Consider the following 20277-nt stretch of genomic DNA (forward strand, 5'->3'; position numbering starts at 1 on the left):
GAATTGATGAAGTTACGGACCTATCAGTGCCGCCGAATTTGACCGCATCTGGGCCAAGTTGGGGCAATGCCTGATCATTAGCGCGACAGGGCTAACAGATCGTTCACCATGAGCGCTTGTAGCCGGCGCCGATGCTCTTGTTGATCGTGCCCTGGGCGGTCTCGCCGACCGAGCCGGAGACGGTGACGCCGTCGAACAACTTCTGCTCGGCGCCGACCCGGCGCAGCCATCTGTCCTCGGCGGTCGACAGGGTCTGGCCGGCGGTGATGCTGGTGCCGGTGTCGGTAACGGACAGGCGTGCCGACTGATCGGTGTCGTAGCTGCGCGACGGGTGGCTGTCGACGCCGGGCACCGGCACCACGCCCTGCTGGATCAAATTGTAGCCGCTCTGCAAGGTCAGCGAATACTGCTCCGACAGCGGCACCGATTTGCTGAGCGAGGTGCCGACCTTGCTCTGGTCGGCGCCCGGATCGACCCGCGCCTCGACCGAGGTCTTGTCCCAGATCGAAGCCACGCCTGGTGCCGACACCGAAGCCCAGGCCGAGCCGCCGGATTGCGGGAGGCTGCCGCCATTGGCGAGCCGCTCCGACAATTGCTCCGACGTCGTCATCGTGCCCTGTTTGGCGACCGTCATGTCGGCGCCGATGCGGGTGTCGAGGAACGGCGAGACCGACTGCTTGACCGACACCGCCGACGAGCCGTTGGCGTTGTTGTTGGTGGACCAGGACGGATCGTTGCCGGCGATGCTGCTGGGTTTGGCCGCTCTCTTCGGCGCCAGCGTGGGCAGGCTGGTGGAGTCGGTGTCGAGCTGGCTCCAGTCGAGCTTGCTCTGGTCGATGTCCTTCAGGATGTCGGCGTCATTGGCGTCGGCCGCCGGCGGCGCCTCATCGGCCGCAGCCTCGGCATCGTCAGCGGGGGTGCCTTTCGCGGTGCCTTTCGCGGTGTCTTGGGCGGCGGGAGCGATCGCCCATGGTGAGGTCTGCGCCGCGGCCGAAAGCGCGATCGCCACGCTGAAGCCGGCCGCCAGCACCGGCAGCCTTGTCCAGCCAAATCGTGATGTAGAAGTCATTCCCAGCCCGCAAATTCCAGCGCCGCAACATGCGGTTTTCTTGGCGCAAAATTGTGGCAACGGCGCTGCCAAGGCAACTGATCAACGCGTGATCGTCATGTCCGGGACAAACGCTAGGCGCGTTGGCGCATCGCGCCGCCCGGGTGCGGCCGTTCGGGGCTGGCAAAACAGGCCGCTTCTGCCGGGGCGCCTTAACGCGAAGGCGCGGCCCGGACATGACGAAGGCGTGAAATCGTGGCGCGGTCAGACCGCGATGCGCGGCAGATGGATCGGGTAACCGACGGTCTGCTCGACCAGGTCGAAACTGTCGACCAGCACGCGGAAGCTCGTGAGCTTGCCGGCCTTGAACTGCGCGAAATGCGCGATCCTGAGCGAGATCGGCTTGTTGGAGTCCAATGCCGTCAGCGAATAGCGCAGCATCGAGGCTGCGGAATCCGCACCCAGCATGATCGACTCCCGATCGAAGCGGTGAACCCGCAGGTTCTCGCCGATCTGCCTGATCACCTCGAGCACGGCGGCCTTGCCGCGGCGCGAGCCGAAAAAGGAAAACAGGTCGATCGGCCCGTAGATGGCCCATTCGACCTCGTCATCGAGCAGCGGCTCGATGTCTGCAAGCTGGCGTTCGTTGATCGCGCGATGCAATGCGCGCGAAAAACGCCAGAGGCTGTGCTCTGTCATTTTGGTCTCGTCCTGAAACTGGATTTTCAAAGCAAACGAATGGCAGGCGGTCAGCGTCGACGCCCTGCCAGGTTGCTGCACGTCACTATTACCGCCTCAAATAGGGCGGAATGGCCAAAACGCAAATGACTTTTTTGCAATGCACAATTGCGCCGGTTTTGACCGGAATGTGACCGTCCGTCTACAGAACCCCGTTCCAATGGAATCGGAACGGGGTTCTGGATTCCAGTTTTGACGCGTTTTCTTCACGCGAACCGGCATCCACTTCGCTCGAAAACGCTCCGTAATTCAGCGGTCGCGCTGCCGCAGCGGCTGCCGTTCGATCACGATCTCGGCGTCGCGGATCGCCACCACCGCGAACAGCAGCGCGCCGCCGATGCCGCCGATCGCGGCGCCGAGCGGCATGAAGGTGAAAAACACCAGCGTTCCGCTGTCGAGACCTGAGGTTTTGGCCAGTCCGATCCAGGTCAGCCCGGCTCCGATGCCGAGAGCGGCGCCGCCAAGGGCGCCCAGTGCAAGGCCAAGCACAGCGAGCAATGCGACTTTCATGGTGATTTCAGCCCCGACCGCAACAAGCCCAGTGATAGGTCAGCGTCGGGCCTTCAAGGTTCAACGCTGGCGGGGACGAATTTGCGCGGCGGGGGGCGCCGGCGTGGGTTGCCCCGTGTTCCGGGAGCTAGAGCGTTTTCGAGCGAAGTGGACACCGGTTCGCGTGAAGAAAACGCGTCAAAACAAGAATCTAGAGCTTCGGTTCGGATTCAATCAGAACCGAAAATGCTCTAGCCCGCGTTTTGCCCGATCAGCGCCGCTGCGACATCACGCTCCAGCACCTGCTGGACGAGGTCGAACGTGTCGATGATCTCGCGGATCTCGGTGATCTTGCCGTCGCGCAGCGTGTAGAACACCGCGACGTCGAACTGCACCACGCGGGCGTTGTTGCGCTTGCGGAAGAACACCCGCAGCTGCGCCGCGACCTGGTCGCCTTCGGCCACCACCATCGGCGCCTCGTAGCGCATGTCGGAATAGCGCTCGTGGATCGTGGTCCACATCTGGCGCAGCGCGGCCTTGCCGCGGTGCTGGCCCATATGCGGAAGAATGTCGATCGGGGCGTTGGCGAGAAACGCGACGTCGTCGCTGCAGCGATCAAGCGCGCCCTCGATGCCGCCGGCATAATAGACGTCGAGGAAGTTCAAGACGCGCTGCCGGTTCAAATCCTCGCCCATATTCGACTCCGCCGGTTCGGTCCGACTCGCCTTTGACTGGCCCTGGCCCGCATTGTGAACCGAAGCGTTCCACTCTCAAACATATGTTTTGACGCACGAGACGCGATTAGGTTCGGCAACCGGAACGTGCATTGCGGCACAACATGGATGCGGTTGCGCCGGGGTGCCATCCCGACATGGCAAGAAACTGAACTGATGAAACTGGACTGATCGCGTTGCGAAGACGTGACGCGCGCGGGGGCAGGTGGCCGCGAATTCGTGAGAACTCCCCGGACGTCTCACGTCGGCCCGGAAGCGGCGGGAACCGGCGGGGCGGCCTGGCCGTTGATGCATTAGAATTCCATTGGAGCCGTATCATGAAATCGATTCTTCTCGCGTCCGCCATTGCCGTCAGTGCGCTTGCCGCCACCTCGCCCGCCGACGCCAAGGGCTGCATCAAGGGCGCGGTCGTCGGCGGCGTCGCCGGTCATTATGCCGGCCATCACGGCGTGCTCGGCGCCGCCGCCGGATGTCTCTACGGCCGCCATCACGCCAAGGAGCAGGAACGTCAGCGCCAACAGCAACAGGCGCAGCCCTCGCAGCAGGAGAAGCTGTAAGCCCGACCAGTTTGAAGTCTCATTTCCGGAACGCCGCCCGCGCGGGCGGCGTTGTCTCCTTGCGTAACGGAGACGATGATGACGAAACCAAAGACAAAGACCATCCAGCCCGTTCCCGACGACAACAGAAGCCATAAGGGCCCCGGCAGCTCCCCCGGCGTTCCCCTCGACACCACCAAGGGCCATCGCGACGACGAGAAGCACAACATCCGCGAGCAGGCCGCGCACGGCAATCTGATCCAGAACACCAGCAACAAGCGGTCGGGGTAGGATTATCGCTCGGCAAACTCCGTTGTCGTTCCGGCGAAAGCAGGGACCCATAACCACAGGGTTGTGTTGGAGAGGTAAGCTGGGGCCACAGCGTCGGACAACAATTCCTCCCCGTGGTTATGGGTCCCGGGTCGCGCTGCGCTTGCCCGGGACGACGTGGGTGAAATTCCGATTCACATGTCAAACAGCGCGCTCGGTGTCATCACCCGCGCATGCGGGTGATCCAGTATTCCAGAGACGCCAGAGCTTGAGCCGGGAGGGCGCGGCTTCTCCCGGCGTCGTCCCTGCGAAAGCAGGGACCCATACTCCGCGGCGGGTCTTATGAACGGGACTCGTCGTTCCGGTATCGCCCATCAACAACCAATCGTGGTTATGGGTCCCTGCTTTCGCAGGGACGACATCGAGATTGTTGGCGCGGCGAAGTTGCGCGGCGAGCGCCGTGACCTCCATCACGCCGCAGGCAAGCGCACCCGGCTAGCGTGGCGGCATCGAATCACCCGATTGCCCGAAGGGATCGCCGCCATGAATGCCATCGCTGCACCGAAATCATCCGCGCAGAACCGGCTCGAAGGCTTTGCGCTCACCGCCATCCTCCAGGGCCTGCCGACCTTCGCCGCCGCCGTGCTGGTGCTGAAAATGTTCGGCGCCCCGGAAATCGTCGGCGAACGCTATGGCGCCGCGATCTACGTCGTGCTCGCCTCGCTGGTCTATGCCGCGATCACGCCTTGGCTCGCCGCCAAATTCCCGCAACGCTTCGTGCACATCCATGCGCCGATGTTCTTCGACGCGAGTCTCGCGTTCTCCGAGAAGATCGCACAATGGCGGAGCCAGCCCGGCGTCTCGCTGCAACTCATGACGACGATGATCATGATGTCGCTGCTGGCCGTCGCGGTCGTCAGCGTCGGCTGAGCTTGCGCTTCGCCGCCGATCGGCCTTATTTGAGGTCATGCAGATCAGAGACGAACGCGATGAAGACGTCGCCGCGATCAGCCGCATCACGACGGCCGCCTTCGCGGCAGCGCCGCACAGCAGCGGCACCGAAGCCCGCATCGTCGAGGCGCTGCGCAAGGCCGGCGCGCTGACCGTCTCGCTGGTGGCGACCTCGGACGACGGACGCATCGTCGGCCACGTCGCCTTCTCGCCAGTGCAGATCGACGGCGTCGCTGGACGCTGGTACGGCCTCGGCCCGGTCTCGGTCGCACCGGAGATGCAACGCCAGGGCATCGGCGGCGCGCTGATCCGCGAGGGACTTGCGCGCCTCGCGGCACAGAATGCCGACGGCTGCGTCCTGCTCGGCGATCCCGCGTATTACAGCCGCTTCGGCTTCGTCGGCGATCCCGCGCTGACCTATGGCGGCAAGCCGAGCCCGTATTTTCAGCGGCTGGTGCTGAAGGGGAAAGCGCCGAAGGGGGATGTGAAATACCATGCGGCGTTCGATGTCGCGTGATCCAAGGACGGGTGTGCTTGGAGGCCATCGCCAATACGGCTCACGTGCTGAGATCATCCGTCCGCGGAGAGGAATTCCAACGCCTTCTCGCGTGATGGGAAGCGGCCGAGTTCACGGTAGTCGGGATCGTGCTCGGCCGTTTCAGGCGACCAGAGCACCACATACTCGCTGCCTTCTTCCTCGACCAGCGTGGTGAGGTCCTCGCTGTCGTAGGGAGTCATATTCCGCGCGCCGCAGTGAGGGCATTCGTCGTCGCACATGCACGACCACTCGTCAGCCCAGCGACGTCTGCAACGGTCGCATTTGTAGAGGTTCAGAAACCACGCCATGGCTGCCCTCACGACTTCAGTCGGTAGTTGCCCCGCGACAGGAATTCGATAAATCCGCGATCACGCAAATACTGGAGTTGTTGACGTATCTTCGGCCGGACATTCTGGTTGCCCGGATACAGATCGCCAAGATGGCGCTCGAAAGCATAGACTTCTTCGAGGGTGAAGTCGCGTTTGCCCAGCGACTCCACGCACTTCATGACGTCGAGAAGCCAGCCACGCGATTCCAGCGACTCGCTTCGAAGAAACAGTGTCTTCTGCCACTCCGCGAGGACCAACTCCTTGTCTCGAATGACACCGTTCTGGACAATGTGGATTTTTCCAGACTCCGGGACCTTCCCGAGCAGGATATTGGAGCCGATCCAGCCGGCGCGCCGAGCGGCCGCCGCCAGTGGCTTCCGCTCCTCTATGATGTCCCGAACGAAGAAATGCTTCGGAACGATCAGCAGATTGACGACCGCAAGCGTCTTGAGGTCGTAGTTCATCAGTAAAAGATTGGGATTATTGCTTGCGGCAAGACGTTCGCATTTCGTCTTGAAAGCGCCGTCGGCAACCTTGGGGCCGAACTTTCCCTTTTGGCTCTTAAGCTCGAACTCCTCGCTGCACGATCCACACAGGAAGTCGGCCACAGGGCTGTTGTTTGGAAACTGCGACATCCTCGCACTACCGCAATGCGGGCAATAGGCCCAGGCCTTGACCCAGGCCTCCGTCCAGGCGCGGGCGCTCTGCGAGCCGCTGGTGTAGGAGGTTTGCGATTCTTCGAAAGCGAGTTTCATGAGGCCAGCGTAGCGAAACGGAAGCAAATATCTAGCGCTACTCCAGTTCGCTCTCCTCAACCAGCGCCGGCACCGCGCCAAAATCGCTGAACCTCACCCAGCCCGGCCTCACGCGGACATAGCCGATGTTCGGCCACGCCTCACGATCCGGACCGTCGGGCCACGCCGCGAAATAGACCTGCTTGCAGGCGGCGAGCTCCGCACCGGTTGGAAAGTCGGCGACGCCCTCGAGCTGCGCAGTCTGCTCGGCGTCCCAGCCGATCACCAGCGCGGCACGGGGATCGGCGCGGAGGTTCTGGTATTTGCGCGACGTGGTCAGCGTATCGAAGATGATCTCGAGCTCGTCGCTGACCGCGATGCCGACGACGGCGGCTTGCGGCGCGCCGTCGTGGACCGTGCTGACCACTGCAAGCCGATGCATCCGCAGGAAGGCGAGAAGCTCGGCACGCGTCATGGTCTACCGCTTCTTCCACCCGCCCCGCTTGCCCGGCGCTCCCCCGCTCGAGCGCGGCGCTGGCCCGAACTCCGGCCCTGATTGTCGCGAGTCGTTCGGCTGGATGATGCGGCTTGTGGTGCCGAACGGTTTGGCCAGCAGTGCGCCGCTCGGGCGGAAGGGCAGCGATTCCGGGCCGTGCATCTCGTCGAGGTCGGGCTTGTGCACCCGCGATCCGGACTTGCCGCCGCGGCTCGCCTTGAGCGAGGTCTGTGCGATCTTGTTCTTCAGCGCGGCGACCGGCAGGTTGGCGGCATCGCCGTATTTCCGGGTGCCGGCATAGGCACCGGCCTGCTTCTGCACGTTACGCTGCTTGGCAGTGGGATCGTCGACCACGGCCATCTCGGTGGCGCGCAGGCGCTTGACCTCGTCGCGCAGGCGGGCGGCTTCCTCGAAGTTCAGATCGGCCGCGGCTTCGCGCATCCGCGTTTCGAGGTCGCCCAGCACGGCTTCGAAATTGTGCCCGATCGAGATCACGTCGTCGGCCATGCCGCCGTCGCCGATCTCGACCAGCACGTGGTCGCGCTCGTAGACGGAGCTGAGGATGTCGCCGATCGACTTCTTCACGCTCTCCGGCGTGATGCCGTTGGCCTCGTTGTACTCGACCTGCTTCTCGCGGCGGCGGTTGGTCTCGGCGATGGCGCGCTCCATCGAGCCGGTCATCTGATCGGCATAGAGGATCACCTTACCGTCGACGTTGCGCGCGGCACGGCCGATGGTCTGGATCAAGGACGTTTCGCTGCGCAAAAAGCCTTCCTTGTCGGCGTCAAGGATCGCGACCAGCGCGCATTCGGGAATATCGAGGCCCTCGCGCAGCAAATTGATGCCGACCAGCGCGTCGAACGCGCCGAGGCGGAGATCGCGGATGATCTCGATGCGCTCGATGGTGTCGATGTCAGAGTGCATGTAGCGGACGCGGATGCCCTGCTCATGCAGATATTCGGTGAGGTCCTCCGCCATGCGCTTGGTCAGCACCGTGATCAGCGAGCGGTAGCCGGCCTGCGCGGTGGCGCGCACTTCGCCGACGAGGTCGTCGACCTGGGTGCGGGCGGGGCGAATATTGACGGGAGGATCAATCAGCCCGGTCGGGCGGATCACCTGCTCGACGAACACGCCGCCGCTTTCGTTGATCTCCCAGCCGCTCGGCGTCGCCGACACTGCCACCGTCTGCGGCCGCATCATGTCCCATTCCTCGAAGCGGAGCGGGCGGTTGTCCATGCAGGAGGGCAGGCGGAAGCCGTATTCGGCCAAGGTCGCCTTGCGGCGGAAGTCGCCGCGGAACATGCCGCCGATCTGCGGGACGGTGACGTGGCTTTCGTCGGCGAACACCAGCGCGTTGTCGGGGACGTATTCGAACAGCGTCGGCGGCGGCTCGCCGGGGCGGCGCCCGGTGAGGTAGCGCGAATAGTTCTCGATGCCGGCGCAGCTTCCGGTCGCCTCCATCATCTCGAGATCGAAGGTGGTGCGCTGCTCCAGCCGCTGCGCCTCCAGCAGCCGGCCCTGGTCGTTGAGCTGGTCGAGCCGCATCTTCAGCTCGCTCTTGATCGATTTGATCGCCTGCACCAAGGTCGGGCGCGGCGTCACATAGTGCGAATTGGCGTACATCTTGATGAATTCGAGCTCGTCCTGCTTGTGGCCGGTGAGCGGGTCGAACTCCTCGATGGTCTCGATGGTGTCGCCGAACAGGTTCACGCGCCAGGCGCGGTCCTCATAGTGCGCCGGGAAGATGTCGATGACGTCGCCGCGGACCCGGAAGGTGCCGCGGGTAAAGTCGGCCTGGGTGCGCTTGTATTGCAGCGCGACCAGGTCGGCGATCAGCTGCCGCTGGTCGATGCGCTCGCCCTTCTTCAGCGCGAAGGTCATCGCGGTGTAGGTCTCGACCGAGCCGATACCGTAGATGCAGGACACCGAGGCAACGATGATGACGTCGTCGCGCTCGAGCAGCGCGCGCGTCGCCGAATGGCGCATGCGGTCGATCTGCTCGTTGATCGAGGAATCCTTCTCGATGTAGGTGTCGGTGCGCGGAACGTAGGCTTCCGGCTGGTAGTAGTCGTAATAGCTGACGAAATACTCGACCGCGTTGTCGGGGAAGAAGCTCTTGAACTCGCCATAGAGCTGCGCGGCCAGCGTCTTGTTCGGCGCCAGGATCAGTGCAGGGCGCTGCGTCGCCTCGATCACCTTGGCCATGGTGTAGGTCTTGCCCGAGCCAGTGACGCCGAGCAGCACCTGGGTGCGGTCGTTGCGCCCGATGCCCTCGACCAGCTCCGCGATCGCGGTCGGCTGGTCGCCTTTCGGCTCGTAGGACGACTTGATCTCGAACCGCACGCCGCCTTCGGATTTCTCCGGGCGCGGCGGCCGGTGCGGGGTCCACACCCGCATCGAGCCGTCGTCCCTGCGGAATTCCGGACGGCCGTCGCGGATCAGGTTCTCCAGCGCGTCGGCGGTCGCCTTGACGCCGAGCGCCTCCATCTTGCTGCGCGGCGGACGGGCGAGCGCCTCGTCATCGTCCTCGGCGGTCGGCAGGCCGAGCTGCCGTGCCAGTTCCGGATCGAGCGTCGGGATGGTGGCCGAGGTGCCGTAATTGGCCTGCGGGGCTTCCTCGAGGCCGGACGCGTCGCGCCTGGCGACGTCCTCGCTGGTCTCGCGCGTCGACGCCCGCGCGCGATGCGCCGCGGCCTCGCCGCCGGCGCGGCGGTCCCAGGAATTGTCCGGCGGCGGCTGCAGGCCGGTGCCCGAACCCATGCCGGCATCGCCGCGATTGATCGCCGGATTGAGCAGCTCAGCCAGCGCCGGTCCGATCGGTTGGACTTCGGGCCGGTGCGCTTTCGATTTGGGGGATCTGCCGGGCTTTTTCGGAGTGCCTGATGTCTTCGCCATGGCCGGAATATGGGACGAGTCCGGCAGCGAGAAAAGGGCAATCGACGGCTGGATTGGCGCACAGGCGAGGCTGCTGACAGCAGGGTGTCAGCAGCCCGGGTGGCAGGCCCGGAGGAGACGACCCGCACCTGAAACGCAGCGGCGGGAGCGCGACTGACGGAACCGAAGGTTGTGGAAAATCCGGAGGTAGTTGCGGCATTCCTCCGCAACCCTCTCGCGAATCGAGCCGGCGCATGACGTGATCCGCGCGCTGGTTTGATTTTTTTTTCATGACGCTTTTCCGGGGGCCAAGATGTTTTTGAAGGCCGCAAGCCGCCTTGTCGCGGCTGCCGTCGCGATATCGATGCTGATCGGCTGCGCTGAAATTGATCGCAGGGGTGGGACCGTCGCTGAAATGGAGGACTACGTCCTCTTCGCAGCCCACACCAAGAGTCACCGCCTGTTCCGGTCATATCTGCTGATTGGCGTTCTCCTGGCGGCGGCCAGACAAGGCGGTCACAACGAGGCAGATGTGGCGGCGATCGAAGGCAATTTGAAGTCCGCGCTCGCCGTGGCGTTTGAAGCCTACGATTGCCTCTATCAGGACGCCGCCGGCGCTCCTTCTGGCTGGATCAAGATCGCGACCCAGGTCAACAACGCCAACAGCCCAATCGGCACGTTTGAAGCGGTCAATTTTGTCTCTCCCGCCATTTGCCAGTTCTTTGACGAGAAGATGGCGCGGCTTGACTACGCGCTGTACCGCCTGGCGCTGAGCTCGCTCTTCAACGAGAAAACCAGTGTGCAACTCGCGTCCATTCGTGACAAGCTGGTTGGTGAAGTGCCGGTCCTGTCTGCGTCGGCGAAGGCAGCCATCTTCGGGGCGAGGGCGGTCAATCAAGCGACGACGATCGTCGACGATCTGCTGAACCTCAGCTTTTCAAGCCTGGGACCGGTGCTCACGCTGCTGCCGCTCTATCGCGACTCCCTTGAAATGAACATGTGGGTCATCGTCGACACGTTGACGCGATCTTGCGCGGATCCCAAGCCGTTGCTGAAGGACATCGTCCTGCTCGAGGATGGAACGCCCGCACCAAGTTTCGCTCTGGATTGTCAAACCAAGGCATACGCGTCCTACATCCTGAACTACGGCAACGGTGACCTGCGCACCTGGCGCAACTTCGTGTTTCACATGAACTACGTCGGAATGGGGATCGAGGCCTATGCACCGCACTTTGTGCTGGTTTCGCGGTTGATCTGGCGGTCTTGCAACAATCTTCTCAAGCAGTCGGATTGTACCGATGTGTTGACCAAGGCTGTCGCGCAGGCCGCCGGAGAAGCGATACTCGTGAAGGTCAATGAGGGAAATCGCATCTACAGTGCATCGGTGCGCATTCCGTCGCGGCTTGTACGACGGGCGCCCGCTGCGCCGACCGAGACGTCCGGAGCTCCGAAGGTGATCGCTGCTCCGCCCCGCGAGCCGGAATCGACTGGTTCGGTTGGTCAGCCGAATGCCGCACCCGCTCGCTGATATCACGGTCGGACGGCTGGCTTGGCCCGGATCGCTCGGCAAAGCGATATGCAGCAACCCGGCGCGTCAGGCGCGCGGCAGGTCGACGATATCGAGATGGATCCCGCCGCAGCCGTCGCAGCGCATGGTCCAGTATTCGGCGGCGCGGCCGGGAATGACGCGCAGCAGCGAGAGCCGGGCGGCGCATTCCGGGCAACTGGTTCTGACCTGCTCCGGCCAGACCGGATCCGGCTCGCATTGCGGGACGACGGCGACCACGACGTTGCCGGTCACGCCGACGGCATTGTCATGCCATACCGTTGTGGGAACCGGTCGATGGTCCGCTTCGCGTCGTCGATCGCCGCATCCGGATCGGACCACGCAAAGCCGATGTCGAGCATCGGAAACGGCATGCCATCGATGACGACCGGCCTTTGATCGACCCGTTGAATCCTGGCGTGCCATTGCCCCTTCCCCACCTCGAACGACTTGATCTCAAAACCGCTGTAAATCATCGCGACCTCGGATGCCCCTTCTCATAGGAAGCACGGGCGCGCGGCGCCCAATGTGAACCAGATCACAAGTCGCGCGGTTTATTTCCGACGGGGCAAAGGAGTTCCATCATTTTGTTTTGACGCGGTTTCTTCCGGCGAACCGCACCAACGCGCTAGCTGCGGGCCGCGATGTGATCGGCGAGCACGGCCGCGTCGTCGCCGACGCCTGACAGGAACGAGGATTTCATCTTCGACAGCCATTGCAGGCCGAGAAAATACAGGCCCGGCACGTCGGAGACGCCGTGGCGGTGTCTGGGTGCTCCATCGGCGTCCAGCACCGGTATGTCGATCCAGTTCAGATCGAGCCCATAGCCGGTGGCCCAGATCACGCTGCTGATCCGCTCGGTGCGCAGGTCGATCATCCGCAGCGGTGCAGTGAGGGCCGGCGGATCGGGCAGGCGGACGCGCGCCAGGGGATCGTCGGGATGCGCGAGGCCGCGTGCCGCGACGAAGTCGTCGACGATCCCGAGGAATGTCGCGTAGTAGGCGTCGCCATTGGCGATGTTGGTGGCGAGATCGGGCGCGATCTCGAGCACGCCGTCGCGCGCCGCCGTCACGCGGCCGAGCAGCGTCACGCCGTCAGCGGCGAAGCGGCGGAAATCGATGGTGTGGCCGCCATGGGCGCCCGTAATCACCGGCAGCAGGCGGGACGGGCCGCGCTGCTCGACCGGAGTCTCGTCGACGCCCATCTCGGCCAACCACCAGATCAGGTCGCGGCCGCGATAGCGGCGCGGCAGGCGGTTGTGACGCCCGATCGAGAGGAAGACGCGGCGGCCGGCGCGCACCAGCTCGTCGGTGATCTGCGCGCCCGAGGCGCCGGCACCGATCACCAGCACCGCGCCGTCAGGCAATTGCGCGGGATTTTTGTAATCGCTGGCGTGAACCTGAAGCAGGCCGGAGTGCTCGCGCAACAGTTCGGGCCGCAGCGGCCGCTGATAGGGGCCGGTGGCGATGACGACGTTGCGGGCGGCGATGCTGCCGCCGGCGATCTCGGCGAAGAAGCCGCCGGCGTCGCGGCGCAGCCTGGTGACCTCGACGCCGCAGCGGATCGGCGGCGCGACGAAGGCGGCGTAGTCCTCGATGAAGGTGATGACGGAGGCGGTGTCCGAGAAGCCGTCGGGATCGCTGTGCGGAAACGTAAACTCCGGCAGCCGCACCGACCAGTTCGGAAACTGGAACATCAGGCCGTCCCAGCGTTCGCTGCGCCAGCGCTCGGCGATCCGCCGCCGCTCCAGCACCAGATGGGCGATGGCGCGCTGCTTCAGCCGGTGGCTCATGGTGAGCCCGGCCTGGCCGCCGCCGATCACCAGCGTGTCGATGCTCTCGTCAGGCATTGCGCGCTCCCTTGCGGCGGGCGGCGGGTTCCGCGGCGGCGCGGATGATCCAGCGCCGGAACGCGGCGAAATCGCGCTGCTCGGTGTGGAAGCCGCGATAGACGAGATACCAGCGCATGCCCTTCGGCACGCTGAGCGCAAACGGCGCCACCAGCCGGCCGGCGGCGAGATCGTCATCGATATAGGGCCGGATCCCCATCGCGATCCCGAGCCCGTCGCTAGCTGCCTGCAGCGCCTGGCCGTAGAACTGGAATTCCGGCCCGCGCGCGGTGATCCGCGGCACGCCAGCGGCCTTCAGCCAGGACGGCCAGTCGTCGGGCGAATGCGCGACGCGGATCAGGCTCGGTCCCTTGAGGTCGGCGGGACGCTTCAACGTGTTGGCGAGCCGCGCCGTGCACACCGGCATCAGGTCGGCGGCGAACAGCGGCTCGGCAACGAGGCCCGGCCACTGGCCGTCGCCGAGCTGGATGCCGCAGCTCCAGTCGTCGGCGAACGGCACCGCCATGCCGCCGGTCGTGATCCGCACCTCGATGTCGGGCTCCACTTTGCGGAACTCGGCGAGGTGCGGGATCATCCATTTCAGCGCAAAGGTCGGGCCGACGCCGACAGTCAGCACGCGCGCGCTCGCGGATGCGGTGACCTGCGCGGTGAGGCTCGCCAGCGCGTCGAAGATCGGGGTCAGGCCGCCCTGATAGGCGCGGCCCGCCTGGGTGGTGACCAGGCGGTTCGCCTTGCGCTCGAACAGCGCGACGCCGAGCCGCTCTTCCAGGAGATGCACCATCCGGCTGATTGCGGCGGCCGAGACGTTGAGCTCGTGGCCTGCGGCCGCGAAGCTGCCGGTCCGCGCCGCGGCCTCGAATGCCTTGATGCCGTTGAGAAAGAGCAGTCGCCGCATGAACCCTCAGGAAAACTGATGCAAGGGCAAGATAACTCAGTTTGCCGGCAGAGGCCAAGCAGCGCAGAAATACCGGAGACGATTTTGAATCCCTGCTGACCCCGGCGAGGACCAAATGACTGAGACCACGGACGCCCTGGTGCTCGATCTCGTGGAATGGGTCGCGCGCGAGCCGCGGCCCTATGCCGAGGTGCTCGAGGTCTGGCGCACCTCATGCCCGCGGCTGACGATCTGGGAGGACGCCGTCGACCGCGGCTATGTCGCGCGCCGTCCCTCGGTCGAGGGCATGCGGGTGATGGTGACTGAGAGCGGCGAGACCTTTTTGCGCGCGCACGGGCGGATGCATTGAAGTTGTCGTCCTATCCGCGAATTCGCTTTCACCTCTCCCGCTTGCAGGGGAGGTCGGATTGCATCGCAAATGCAATCCGGGTGGGGGCTCTCTCCACGAAGCGACTCGCGGCGGCACCCCCACCCCGACCCTCCCCCGCAAGCGGGAGAGGGAGGGCAGTCCCTTTGCGGCGCTAGCGCGCCGGCTCGGCGAGCCGCGGCCGGATGATCTCGACCATGCGGTCGGCCGATGTGCCCGGCGGGAAGAAGCCGAGATAATTGCCGTCGCGGTCCATCAGATAGATATAGGCGGTGTGATCGACGGTGTAGTCGCCGTCCTTTAACGGTACCCTGGCGTAGTAAACCTTGTAGGCATCGGCGACCTTGCGGATCGCATCAAAGCTGCCGGTCAGGCCGATCAGCCGCGGGTGAAACAGCGGCACATACTCCGCGAGATGCGCAGCGGTGTCGCGCTCGGGATCGACCGTGATGAAGATCGGTTGCACCTGGTCGCCGTCAGCGCCGAGCTTGTCGAGCGCCAGTCCGATTGCTTGCAGATCGGTCGGGCAGACGTCGGGGCAAGTGGTGAAGCCGAAATAGACCAGCATCAGCCTGCCGCGGAACTCCTTGTCGGTGCGCGCATGGCCGGCCTGATCGGTCAGCGCGAACGGGCCGCCGACCGGCTCCCTGTTCCACATCAGGATGTCCATGATCTCGGCGGCCGAGCGCGCCGATTGCGCCGGTGCATCGCCGGCCGGCGCGGGCGTTAGCGCCAGCCAGAGGCCGGCGCCGGCGCAAGCCAGGCCGGCGCCAGCGCATGCGATAATGCGCAGGATCGGCCGGGTCATATGCCGAAGGAGAGGCGGCTGCCGGTTGTCGTGACCAGCACCTTGTCGCCCATCTGCGCGGTCGCCTCCTGCACGAAGTTGAGCCCGGAGCAATGCATCGGGATCAGCACGTCGGGGTCGAGCTTCTTGATCTCGGCGACCACCTCGGTGAGGTAGTCCTTCGGCGCCGGTCCGAGATGGAAGCCGCCGACGATCGCGTGCACCTTCTGGATGCCGGAGACCTCCTGCGCCTGCTTGACCGAATTGACGATGCCGACATGGCCGCAGGACGAGATCACGACCAGGCCGAAGTCCCGCACGTTGAAGCAGGTCGCGTGCTCGTGGATGTGCTCGTCGGGCACGATCTTGCCGTCCAGCTCGGCCGGCAGATAATGGCTGGCATTGCAGCCGAGCCCGTCCTTCATGCTGAACTCGACCCAGGTGTTGGGCAGCACGCGCTCGATGCTGCGGCGGTTGATCTTGCCGGTGGTGAAGGCGTGACCGGCGATCACGGTCGGGGTCTCGCACAGCACGGTGGTGACGCGCTGCGCCGCGAGCTGGCGGCGGTCGAGCGTGCCGAAATCGGTGAACTGGCCTTTGGTGGGCGTTGCGCTGACCCGGTGGCAGAAATTGTCCTCGCCGCCGGCATAGAGCTTCACGTCGGCCGGCAGTCTGTCGCGGAATTTGTCGAGGAAGCCGTTGAGGCCGCCGAAATGGTCGTAATGCCCGTGGCTCACGATCAGCGCGTCGAGCTTCGCCGGATCGACGCCGACCAGCGCCATGTTGTTGAGCAGCACCTCGGGCGTGTAGCCATAGTCGAGCATCAACGTGCGCTGCGCGCCCTTGGCCTCCGACTCCAGCCACAGCGACAGGCCCCATTCATTGTGCAGCGACTTCTGGTAGTCGGCGGTGCGCGGCGGCGGCGCGATCGTGACGCCGCCCGCCTGCTTCGGCTTGAAGAATAAATCGTAGCTGGAATCGACCAGCACGCGGATCGAGAGCTTGTCGACGGTCGGCACCTCGATCGGTGCCGCGCTCGCGATCTCGACGCAGGAGAATGCGCCCGCGGCGGCGGCGCCGGCGATCGCCGCCGAGCCCTTCAGGAAATCACGTCGTGCCAAATCCCGTGTCATCATAATCCCCTATGTTCTGAAAATTCTTCAATACAAACCACGCGGAGCCTAGGTTCAATCGGGGCGCAGCTCAATCGGGCACTTGCGTCGTTTGCAGATCACATTCGCGCGCGGTGCAATGCGCGCGCCATTGACTTGGGTGCGGTTATGCGCGCAACTTCATGCATTCGCATCTTTCTCGCCGATGCGTCAGCAATCCCCGGAAATGCAGGATCACGCCCATGATCGATCTCCACTACTGGTCCACGCCGAACGGCCACAAGATCACGATGTTCCTCGAAGAGACCGGACTGGAATACAAGGTTTTCCCGGTGAACATCGGCAAGGGCGATCAGTTCAAGCCGGATTTCCTGCAGGTCGCGCCGAACAACCGGATTCCGGCGATCGTCGATCACGCGCCGAAGGGCGGCGGCAAGCCGATCTCTCTCTTCGAATCTGGCGCGATCCTGCTCTATCTCGCCGAGAAGACCGGAAAGTTCCTGCCTGCGGATCTCTACGGCCGCTATGACGCGATCCAGTGGACGTTCTGGCAGATGGGCGGGCTCGGGCCGATGGCCGGGCAGAACCATCACTTCCGCAACTACGCGGTCGAGAAGCTGCCTTACGCGATCGATCGCTATGTCAACGAGACCAACCGGCTCTACGGTGTCCTCAACAAGCGGCTCGCCGACCGCGAATTCATCGCCGGCGACTATTCGATCGCCGACATGGCGAGCTATCCCTGGGTCGTGCCCTACAAGAACCAGGGCCAGGAGATTGACGACTTCCCGCATCTGAAGCGCTGGCTGGAGACGATCGGCAAGCGCCCGGCGACCGAGCGCGCCTATGCCAAGGCGAAGGAGGTCAACCCGAATTTCGGCCAGCCCGCGATCCGCACCGAGGAAGAGCGCAAGCTGCTGTTCGGACAGACCGCGGCGGTGGTGCGGTAGGGCGCGACTCTATTCCCCGTCATTGCGAGCGAAGCGAAGCAATCCATATCACGGCATCGTAGATAGATGGATTGCTTCGTCGCTTCGCTCCTCGCAATGACGGGTGTGGGACGAGCGGAGCTCACGCCCCCACATACTTCGCCGGCCGCCGTTCCTTCCACGCCGCGAGCCCCTCGGCGAGATCGCGGCTCGGCACCAGCGCGGCGAACTGCTCGCTCTCGACCAGCAGGCCTTCCGCAATCGGCATGTTGAGCCCACGCGTCACCGCGGTGATGGTGCCGGCGACGGCATCGGGCGAATGCCTGGTGATGCGGCCGGCGAGCTCACGCGCGGCGGTCAGCAATTGATCGTGTGGCACGATCTGGTTGATCAGCCCGATCTCGCGTGCGTGCTCGGGCGGGAACGGATCGCCTGTCAGCAGCAGCTCGAGGGCGCGCTTGCGTCCCGCCAGCCGCGGCAGCCGCTGCGTGCCGCCGAAGGTCGGGGGCATGCCGAGCTTGATCTCGGGTTTTGCAAACAGCGCGCGGTCGCTGGCGATGGCAAGATGCACCGCCTCAGTGATCTCGCAGCCGCCGCCGAAGGCGAGCCCGTTGACCGCGGCGATGACCGGCTTCTTGAACGCTTCGAGCCGCGCGGTCATGGCCTGGCCGCGGCGGACGAAGTCGCGCACCGCGACGGCCGCCCCCTGTTTGACGCTCTCGGAAAATCCCTTGATGTCGGCGCCCGCCGAGAACGCGCGTTCGCCGGCGCCGGTCAGGATCACGGCGCGCACTGTAGCGTCGCCCTCGATGCGGTCGAGCGCCGCCATCAGCTGATCGATCAGCTGGTAATTGAGCGCGTTGAGCTGCGCGGGGCGGTTCAGGGTGATCAGGGCGATCCCGTCGTCGATGGCGAGCAGGATGGGGTCGGGCATGGCGCAGTCTCCGGCATGGGTGTTCGTGGGGCCGAACCTAAAGGCTCCCGGAATTTGTGTATATTCACTGGTCAGTATACATACGACGGATGCCCAGACCCTCCGAACCCACCCGCGAGCGCATCGTCCAGGCGGCGAATTCGCTGTTCTACAGTGAAGGCATCCGCCGCGTTAGTGTCGACGAGGTCGCCGCCAAGGCCGGCCTCACCAAGCGCACGCTGTATTATCACTTCAAGAGCAAGGACGATCTGGTCGCCGCCTATCTCGCCGCGCGCGACCAGCCCAACCTCGCGCTGTTCCGCAAATGGTTCGCGGAGGCCGAGGGCGGCGTGCCGGCGAAGGTCGAGGCGATCTTCCGGAATCTCGCGCGCTCGGCGCGGCATCCGAAATGGAAAGGCTGCGGTTTCCTGCGCACCTCGGCCGAGCTTGCCAACATGCCCGGCCATCCCGCGATCCGGATCGGCGCCGCGCACAAGAAGAAGTTCGAGGACTGGCTGCGCGCGACCTTTGCGGAGCAGGGCATTGCCGATCCGCTAAAACTCGCGCGGCAGATCCTGCTGCTGCTGGATGGATCATTCGCCGTGGTGCTGCTGCATCGCGACGCCAGCTACATGGAGACCGCCGGCGAGGCCGCGCGCACGCTGATCGAGACGGCGTTGCCGAAGCCGGGGCGTAAACGGGGCTAGGGTCGCGTTCGCTGCGGTCGCAAAAGAGGCGACAAGGAATCCGATCTGATGTGTTGCCGTCTTTGGGTCAGCAACAGTCTTCCGCTTTCGCGAGTGTGTCATCCTCCTCGCCGAAGGGTCTTCCAAGCCAGAAGGGCAGCGGCAAGAATCGAGATGGCACAAAAGACGCTGGTCCCCAACATACGGACCCCGGGACGCGGTTCGTTGATCCACACGAGGGCGGCCAGACACAGAAACGCCGGGACTGCACAAGCTTGTGTAGCGATGTATTGCTTCCGCAATGCCGCCGGCGCACGGGGACTCCAGATGAATTCCTCGACCTCAAATCTGCGAGAAAAGGTGTCTATCGGCTCCTGGGGATACGACTTTGCGAGCTCCGCCATCACGGACATGAATCCCCATCCGGCAATGCCGATGAGCGTGATGGCAAGCAAGGCCAAGAGGAGCGACATCTCTCATCCATACCATCTGCGATATGAGCCTGAATAGCCGGCTAAAGCGCGCCGCGCTCTTGCAGCAGCGCCAGCACCGCATTGAGGTCCGGCAGCACGGCTGCGCATTTCGCGCGCGTCTCGTCGGTCGGCGGCGCCATGTCGGGCACCATCAGCGTGATGGCGCCGGCGGCGTGGGCGGCCGCGACGCCGTGGTTGGAGTCTTCCACCGCGATGCAGGCCACCGGCGTTACGTCGAGCCGCGCGGCTGCCTTCAGATAGAGTTCCGGGTCCGGTTTGCCGTGGGTCACGTCATCGAGCGTCAGCAGCGTGTCGAAACGGTCGCGGATTCCCGCGAGCGTGAGATGGCGCTCGGCCGTGCGGCGGGATGACGAGGTCACGATCGCCTTTCTGCAGTCGGCGGCGGCAAGGCCGTCGAGCAGCGCGAGCGTGCCGGGCTTGAGCGGCAGGCCGGCGTCGAACATGCGATCGCGGGTGACGATGAAGGCGCGATTGACCTCGGCGAGCGGAAACGCCGCGCCGTAATGATCGCGCAGCATCGCTTCGCAGACCGGGCCGGGCAGCCCGACCATCGAATGGCACAGCGCGCCGACGCCGTCGCTGTAGCCGCATGCATTCAGCGCCGCGACCAGGCTGTCGAAGTAGACCTTCTCGGTGTCTAGCAGCGTGCCGTCCATGTCGAGCAGGACGGCGTCGACGGTCCAGGGCGCGTTCACTTGGCGCTCACGGCGGCTTGCTGTTCCGCCAGTTTCCGCAGGCATGCCGGGCAGAGGCAGTCACTGCTGTCGGCCGGCATCGGCAAACGAAAGCTCTCGTCGGAACACCAGCACGATCCCGTGAGCGAGCAGGAGAATTCGCTGCCGCATGCCGTGCACGCTAGCCGGCGCGGTGATGCTGGTTCGGAACGATCGTGTGACGTGAGGTCCATTCTAACCGCGATTTAATGCGCGAATTAATCTCGGGTTCATCCCGGACCGCGCTAT

Annotated in this window: 25 protein-coding genes; 8 read left to right on the forward strand and 17 right to left on the reverse strand. The window is 64.6% G+C overall.

Annotated elements, in window-relative coordinates:
• Positions 1 to 103: 103 nt before the first annotated feature.
• The 4 genes from AAFG07_RS06580 to AAFG07_RS06595 all read right to left on the reverse strand — a co-directional run bounded on the left by AAFG07_RS06580 (position 104) and on the right by AAFG07_RS06595 (position 2970).
• Positions 104 to 1069 carry a hypothetical protein gene (locus tag AAFG07_RS06580; RefSeq protein ID WP_342726521.1) on the reverse strand — a complete coding sequence of 322 codons (966 nt, stop codon included), beginning with the start codon at positions 1067 to 1069 and terminating at the stop codon, positions 104 to 106.
• 243 nt (positions 1070 to 1312) lie between these two features.
• Positions 1313 to 1747, reverse strand: a complete 435-nt coding sequence (locus AAFG07_RS06585; RefSeq protein ID WP_171947760.1) for a nuclear transport factor 2 family protein — start codon at positions 1745 to 1747, stop codon at positions 1313 to 1315.
• A gap of 288 nt (positions 1748 to 2035) precedes the next feature.
• Positions 2036 to 2296 (reverse strand): hypothetical protein, encoded by a 261-nt coding sequence (locus AAFG07_RS06590; RefSeq protein WP_097673103.1) that lies wholly within the window; start codon positions 2294 to 2296, stop codon positions 2036 to 2038.
• A 230-nt stretch (positions 2297 to 2526) separates the two neighbouring features.
• Complete coding sequence (locus AAFG07_RS06595) at positions 2527 to 2970, reverse strand: nuclear transport factor 2 family protein (RefSeq protein WP_342726522.1); 444 nt, start codon at positions 2968 to 2970, stop codon at positions 2527 to 2529.
• A 356-nt stretch (positions 2971 to 3326) separates the two neighbouring features.
• Between AAFG07_RS06595 and AAFG07_RS06600 the strand changes: the two genes are divergently transcribed.
• The 4 genes from AAFG07_RS06600 (at position 3327) to AAFG07_RS06615 (ending at position 5283) form a co-directional block, all read left to right on the forward strand.
• Positions 3327 to 3566: a hypothetical protein gene (locus tag AAFG07_RS06600; RefSeq protein WP_342726523.1), complete on the forward strand. Its 240-nt coding sequence runs from the start codon at positions 3327 to 3329 to the stop codon at positions 3564 to 3566.
• 78 nt (positions 3567 to 3644) lie between these two features.
• Entirely contained in the window at positions 3645 to 3836 is a 192-nt protein-coding gene (locus tag AAFG07_RS06605; protein WP_342726524.1) for a hypothetical protein, read from the forward strand.
• 522 nt (positions 3837 to 4358) lie between these two features.
• Positions 4359 to 4745, forward strand: a complete 387-nt coding sequence (locus tag AAFG07_RS06610; RefSeq protein WP_342726525.1) for a hypothetical protein — start codon at positions 4359 to 4361, stop codon at positions 4743 to 4745.
• Positions 4746 to 4782: 37 nt separating this feature from the next.
• Positions 4783 to 5283, forward strand: a complete 501-nt coding sequence (locus tag AAFG07_RS06615) for an N-acetyltransferase (protein WP_342726526.1) — start codon at positions 4783 to 4785, stop codon at positions 5281 to 5283.
• A 53-nt stretch (positions 5284 to 5336) separates the two neighbouring features.
• Here the strand turns inward: AAFG07_RS06615 and AAFG07_RS06620 are convergent, their stop codons facing one another.
• The 4 genes from AAFG07_RS06620 to uvrB form a co-directional block, all read right to left on the reverse strand.
• Positions 5337 to 5504: a hypothetical protein gene (locus AAFG07_RS06620; protein ID WP_342726527.1), complete on the reverse strand. Its 168-nt coding sequence runs from the start codon at positions 5502 to 5504 to the stop codon at positions 5337 to 5339.
• Positions 5505 to 5620: 116 nt separating this feature from the next.
• On the reverse strand, positions 5621 to 6388 hold the full coding sequence (locus tag AAFG07_RS06625; protein WP_342726528.1) for a DpnI domain-containing protein: 768 nt from the start codon (positions 6386 to 6388) through the stop codon (positions 5621 to 5623).
• A 37-nt stretch (positions 6389 to 6425) separates the two neighbouring features.
• The gene (locus tag AAFG07_RS06630) at positions 6426 to 6842 is read right to left on the reverse strand and encodes a pyridoxamine 5'-phosphate oxidase family protein (protein ID WP_342726529.1); all 417 of its coding nucleotides are present in this window, start codon (positions 6840 to 6842) and stop codon (positions 6426 to 6428) included.
• Between the two features lie 3 nt (positions 6843 to 6845).
• Positions 6846 to 9758, reverse strand: coding sequence for an excinuclease ABC subunit UvrB (gene uvrB, locus AAFG07_RS06635; protein ID WP_342726530.1), 2913 nt, complete (start codon positions 9756 to 9758; stop codon positions 6846 to 6848).
• A gap of 292 nt (positions 9759 to 10050) precedes the next feature.
• Here uvrB and AAFG07_RS06640 point away from each other — a divergent pair, with 292 nt between their 5' ends.
• Entirely contained in the window at positions 10051 to 11265 is a 1215-nt protein-coding gene (locus tag AAFG07_RS06640; protein ID WP_342726532.1) for a hypothetical protein, read from the forward strand.
• Between the two features lie 66 nt (positions 11266 to 11331).
• On the opposite strand, the gene AAFG07_RS06645 is transcribed toward AAFG07_RS06640, so the two are convergent.
• From AAFG07_RS06645 to AAFG07_RS06660, 4 genes are all read right to left on the reverse strand, one after another.
• On the reverse strand, positions 11332 to 11523 hold the full coding sequence (locus AAFG07_RS06645) for a hypothetical protein (protein ID WP_342729071.1): 192 nt from the start codon (positions 11521 to 11523) through the stop codon (positions 11332 to 11334).
• Between the two features lie 11 nt (positions 11524 to 11534).
• Positions 11535 to 11759: a hypothetical protein gene (locus AAFG07_RS06650; RefSeq protein WP_097673115.1), complete on the reverse strand. Its 225-nt coding sequence runs from the start codon at positions 11757 to 11759 to the stop codon at positions 11535 to 11537.
• Between the two features lie 152 nt (positions 11760 to 11911).
• Entirely contained in the window at positions 11912 to 13132 is a 1221-nt protein-coding gene (locus tag AAFG07_RS06655) for an NAD(P)-binding domain-containing protein (RefSeq protein WP_342726533.1), read from the reverse strand.
• Complete coding sequence (locus AAFG07_RS06660; protein ID WP_342726534.1) at positions 13125 to 14027, reverse strand: LysR substrate-binding domain-containing protein; 903 nt, start codon at positions 14025 to 14027, stop codon at positions 13125 to 13127. Before AAFG07_RS06660 ends, AAFG07_RS06655 begins: the two co-directional genes overlap by 8 nt.
• Before the next feature lie 115 nt (positions 14028 to 14142).
• Here AAFG07_RS06660 and AAFG07_RS06665 point away from each other — a divergent pair, with 115 nt between their 5' ends.
• Complete coding sequence (locus AAFG07_RS06665) at positions 14143 to 14376, forward strand: hypothetical protein (RefSeq protein ID WP_342726535.1); 234 nt, start codon at positions 14143 to 14145, stop codon at positions 14374 to 14376.
• Between the two features lie 172 nt (positions 14377 to 14548).
• Here the strand turns inward: AAFG07_RS06665 and AAFG07_RS06670 are convergent, their stop codons facing one another.
• Positions 14549 to 15202, reverse strand: a complete 654-nt coding sequence (locus AAFG07_RS06670; RefSeq protein ID WP_342726536.1) for an SCO family protein — start codon at positions 15200 to 15202, stop codon at positions 14549 to 14551.
• The gene (locus tag AAFG07_RS06675; RefSeq protein ID WP_342726537.1) at positions 15199 to 16314 is read right to left on the reverse strand and encodes an MBL fold metallo-hydrolase; all 1116 of its coding nucleotides are present in this window, start codon (positions 16312 to 16314) and stop codon (positions 15199 to 15201) included. Before AAFG07_RS06675 ends, AAFG07_RS06670 begins: the two co-directional genes overlap by 4 nt.
• A 221-nt stretch (positions 16315 to 16535) precedes the next feature.
• On the opposite strand from AAFG07_RS06675, the gene AAFG07_RS06680 reads away from it, so the two are divergent.
• Complete coding sequence (locus AAFG07_RS06680) at positions 16536 to 17243, forward strand: glutathione S-transferase N-terminal domain-containing protein (protein WP_176533494.1); 708 nt, start codon at positions 16536 to 16538, stop codon at positions 17241 to 17243.
• Between the two features lie 121 nt (positions 17244 to 17364).
• On the opposite strand, the gene AAFG07_RS06685 is transcribed toward AAFG07_RS06680, so the two are convergent.
• Entirely contained in the window at positions 17365 to 18156 is a 792-nt protein-coding gene (locus AAFG07_RS06685; RefSeq protein WP_342726538.1) for a crotonase/enoyl-CoA hydratase family protein, read from the reverse strand.
• An 89-nt stretch (positions 18157 to 18245) separates the two neighbouring features.
• On the opposite strand from AAFG07_RS06685, the gene AAFG07_RS06690 reads away from it, so the two are divergent.
• Complete coding sequence (locus AAFG07_RS06690) at positions 18246 to 18842, forward strand: TetR/AcrR family transcriptional regulator (RefSeq protein WP_342726539.1); 597 nt, start codon at positions 18246 to 18248, stop codon at positions 18840 to 18842.
• Between the two features lie 493 nt (positions 18843 to 19335).
• Here the strand turns inward: AAFG07_RS06690 and AAFG07_RS06695 are convergent, their stop codons facing one another.
• Together AAFG07_RS06695 and AAFG07_RS06700 are read right to left on the reverse strand one after the other, a co-directional pair.
• Positions 19336 to 20010, reverse strand: coding sequence for an HAD family phosphatase (locus AAFG07_RS06695; protein WP_342726540.1), 675 nt, complete (start codon positions 20008 to 20010; stop codon positions 19336 to 19338).
• A complete protein-coding gene (locus tag AAFG07_RS06700) occupies positions 20007 to 20222 on the reverse strand; it encodes a cysteine-rich CWC family protein (protein ID WP_342726541.1) in 216 nt (71 codons plus the stop codon). Before AAFG07_RS06700 ends, AAFG07_RS06695 begins: the two co-directional genes overlap by 4 nt.
• Between the last annotated feature and the right edge of the window lie 55 nt (positions 20223 to 20277).

Origin of the sequence: Bradyrhizobium sp. B097, assembly GCF_038957035.1 — a bacterium.
Classification (GTDB): Bacteria; Pseudomonadota; Alphaproteobacteria; order Rhizobiales; family Xanthobacteraceae; genus Bradyrhizobium.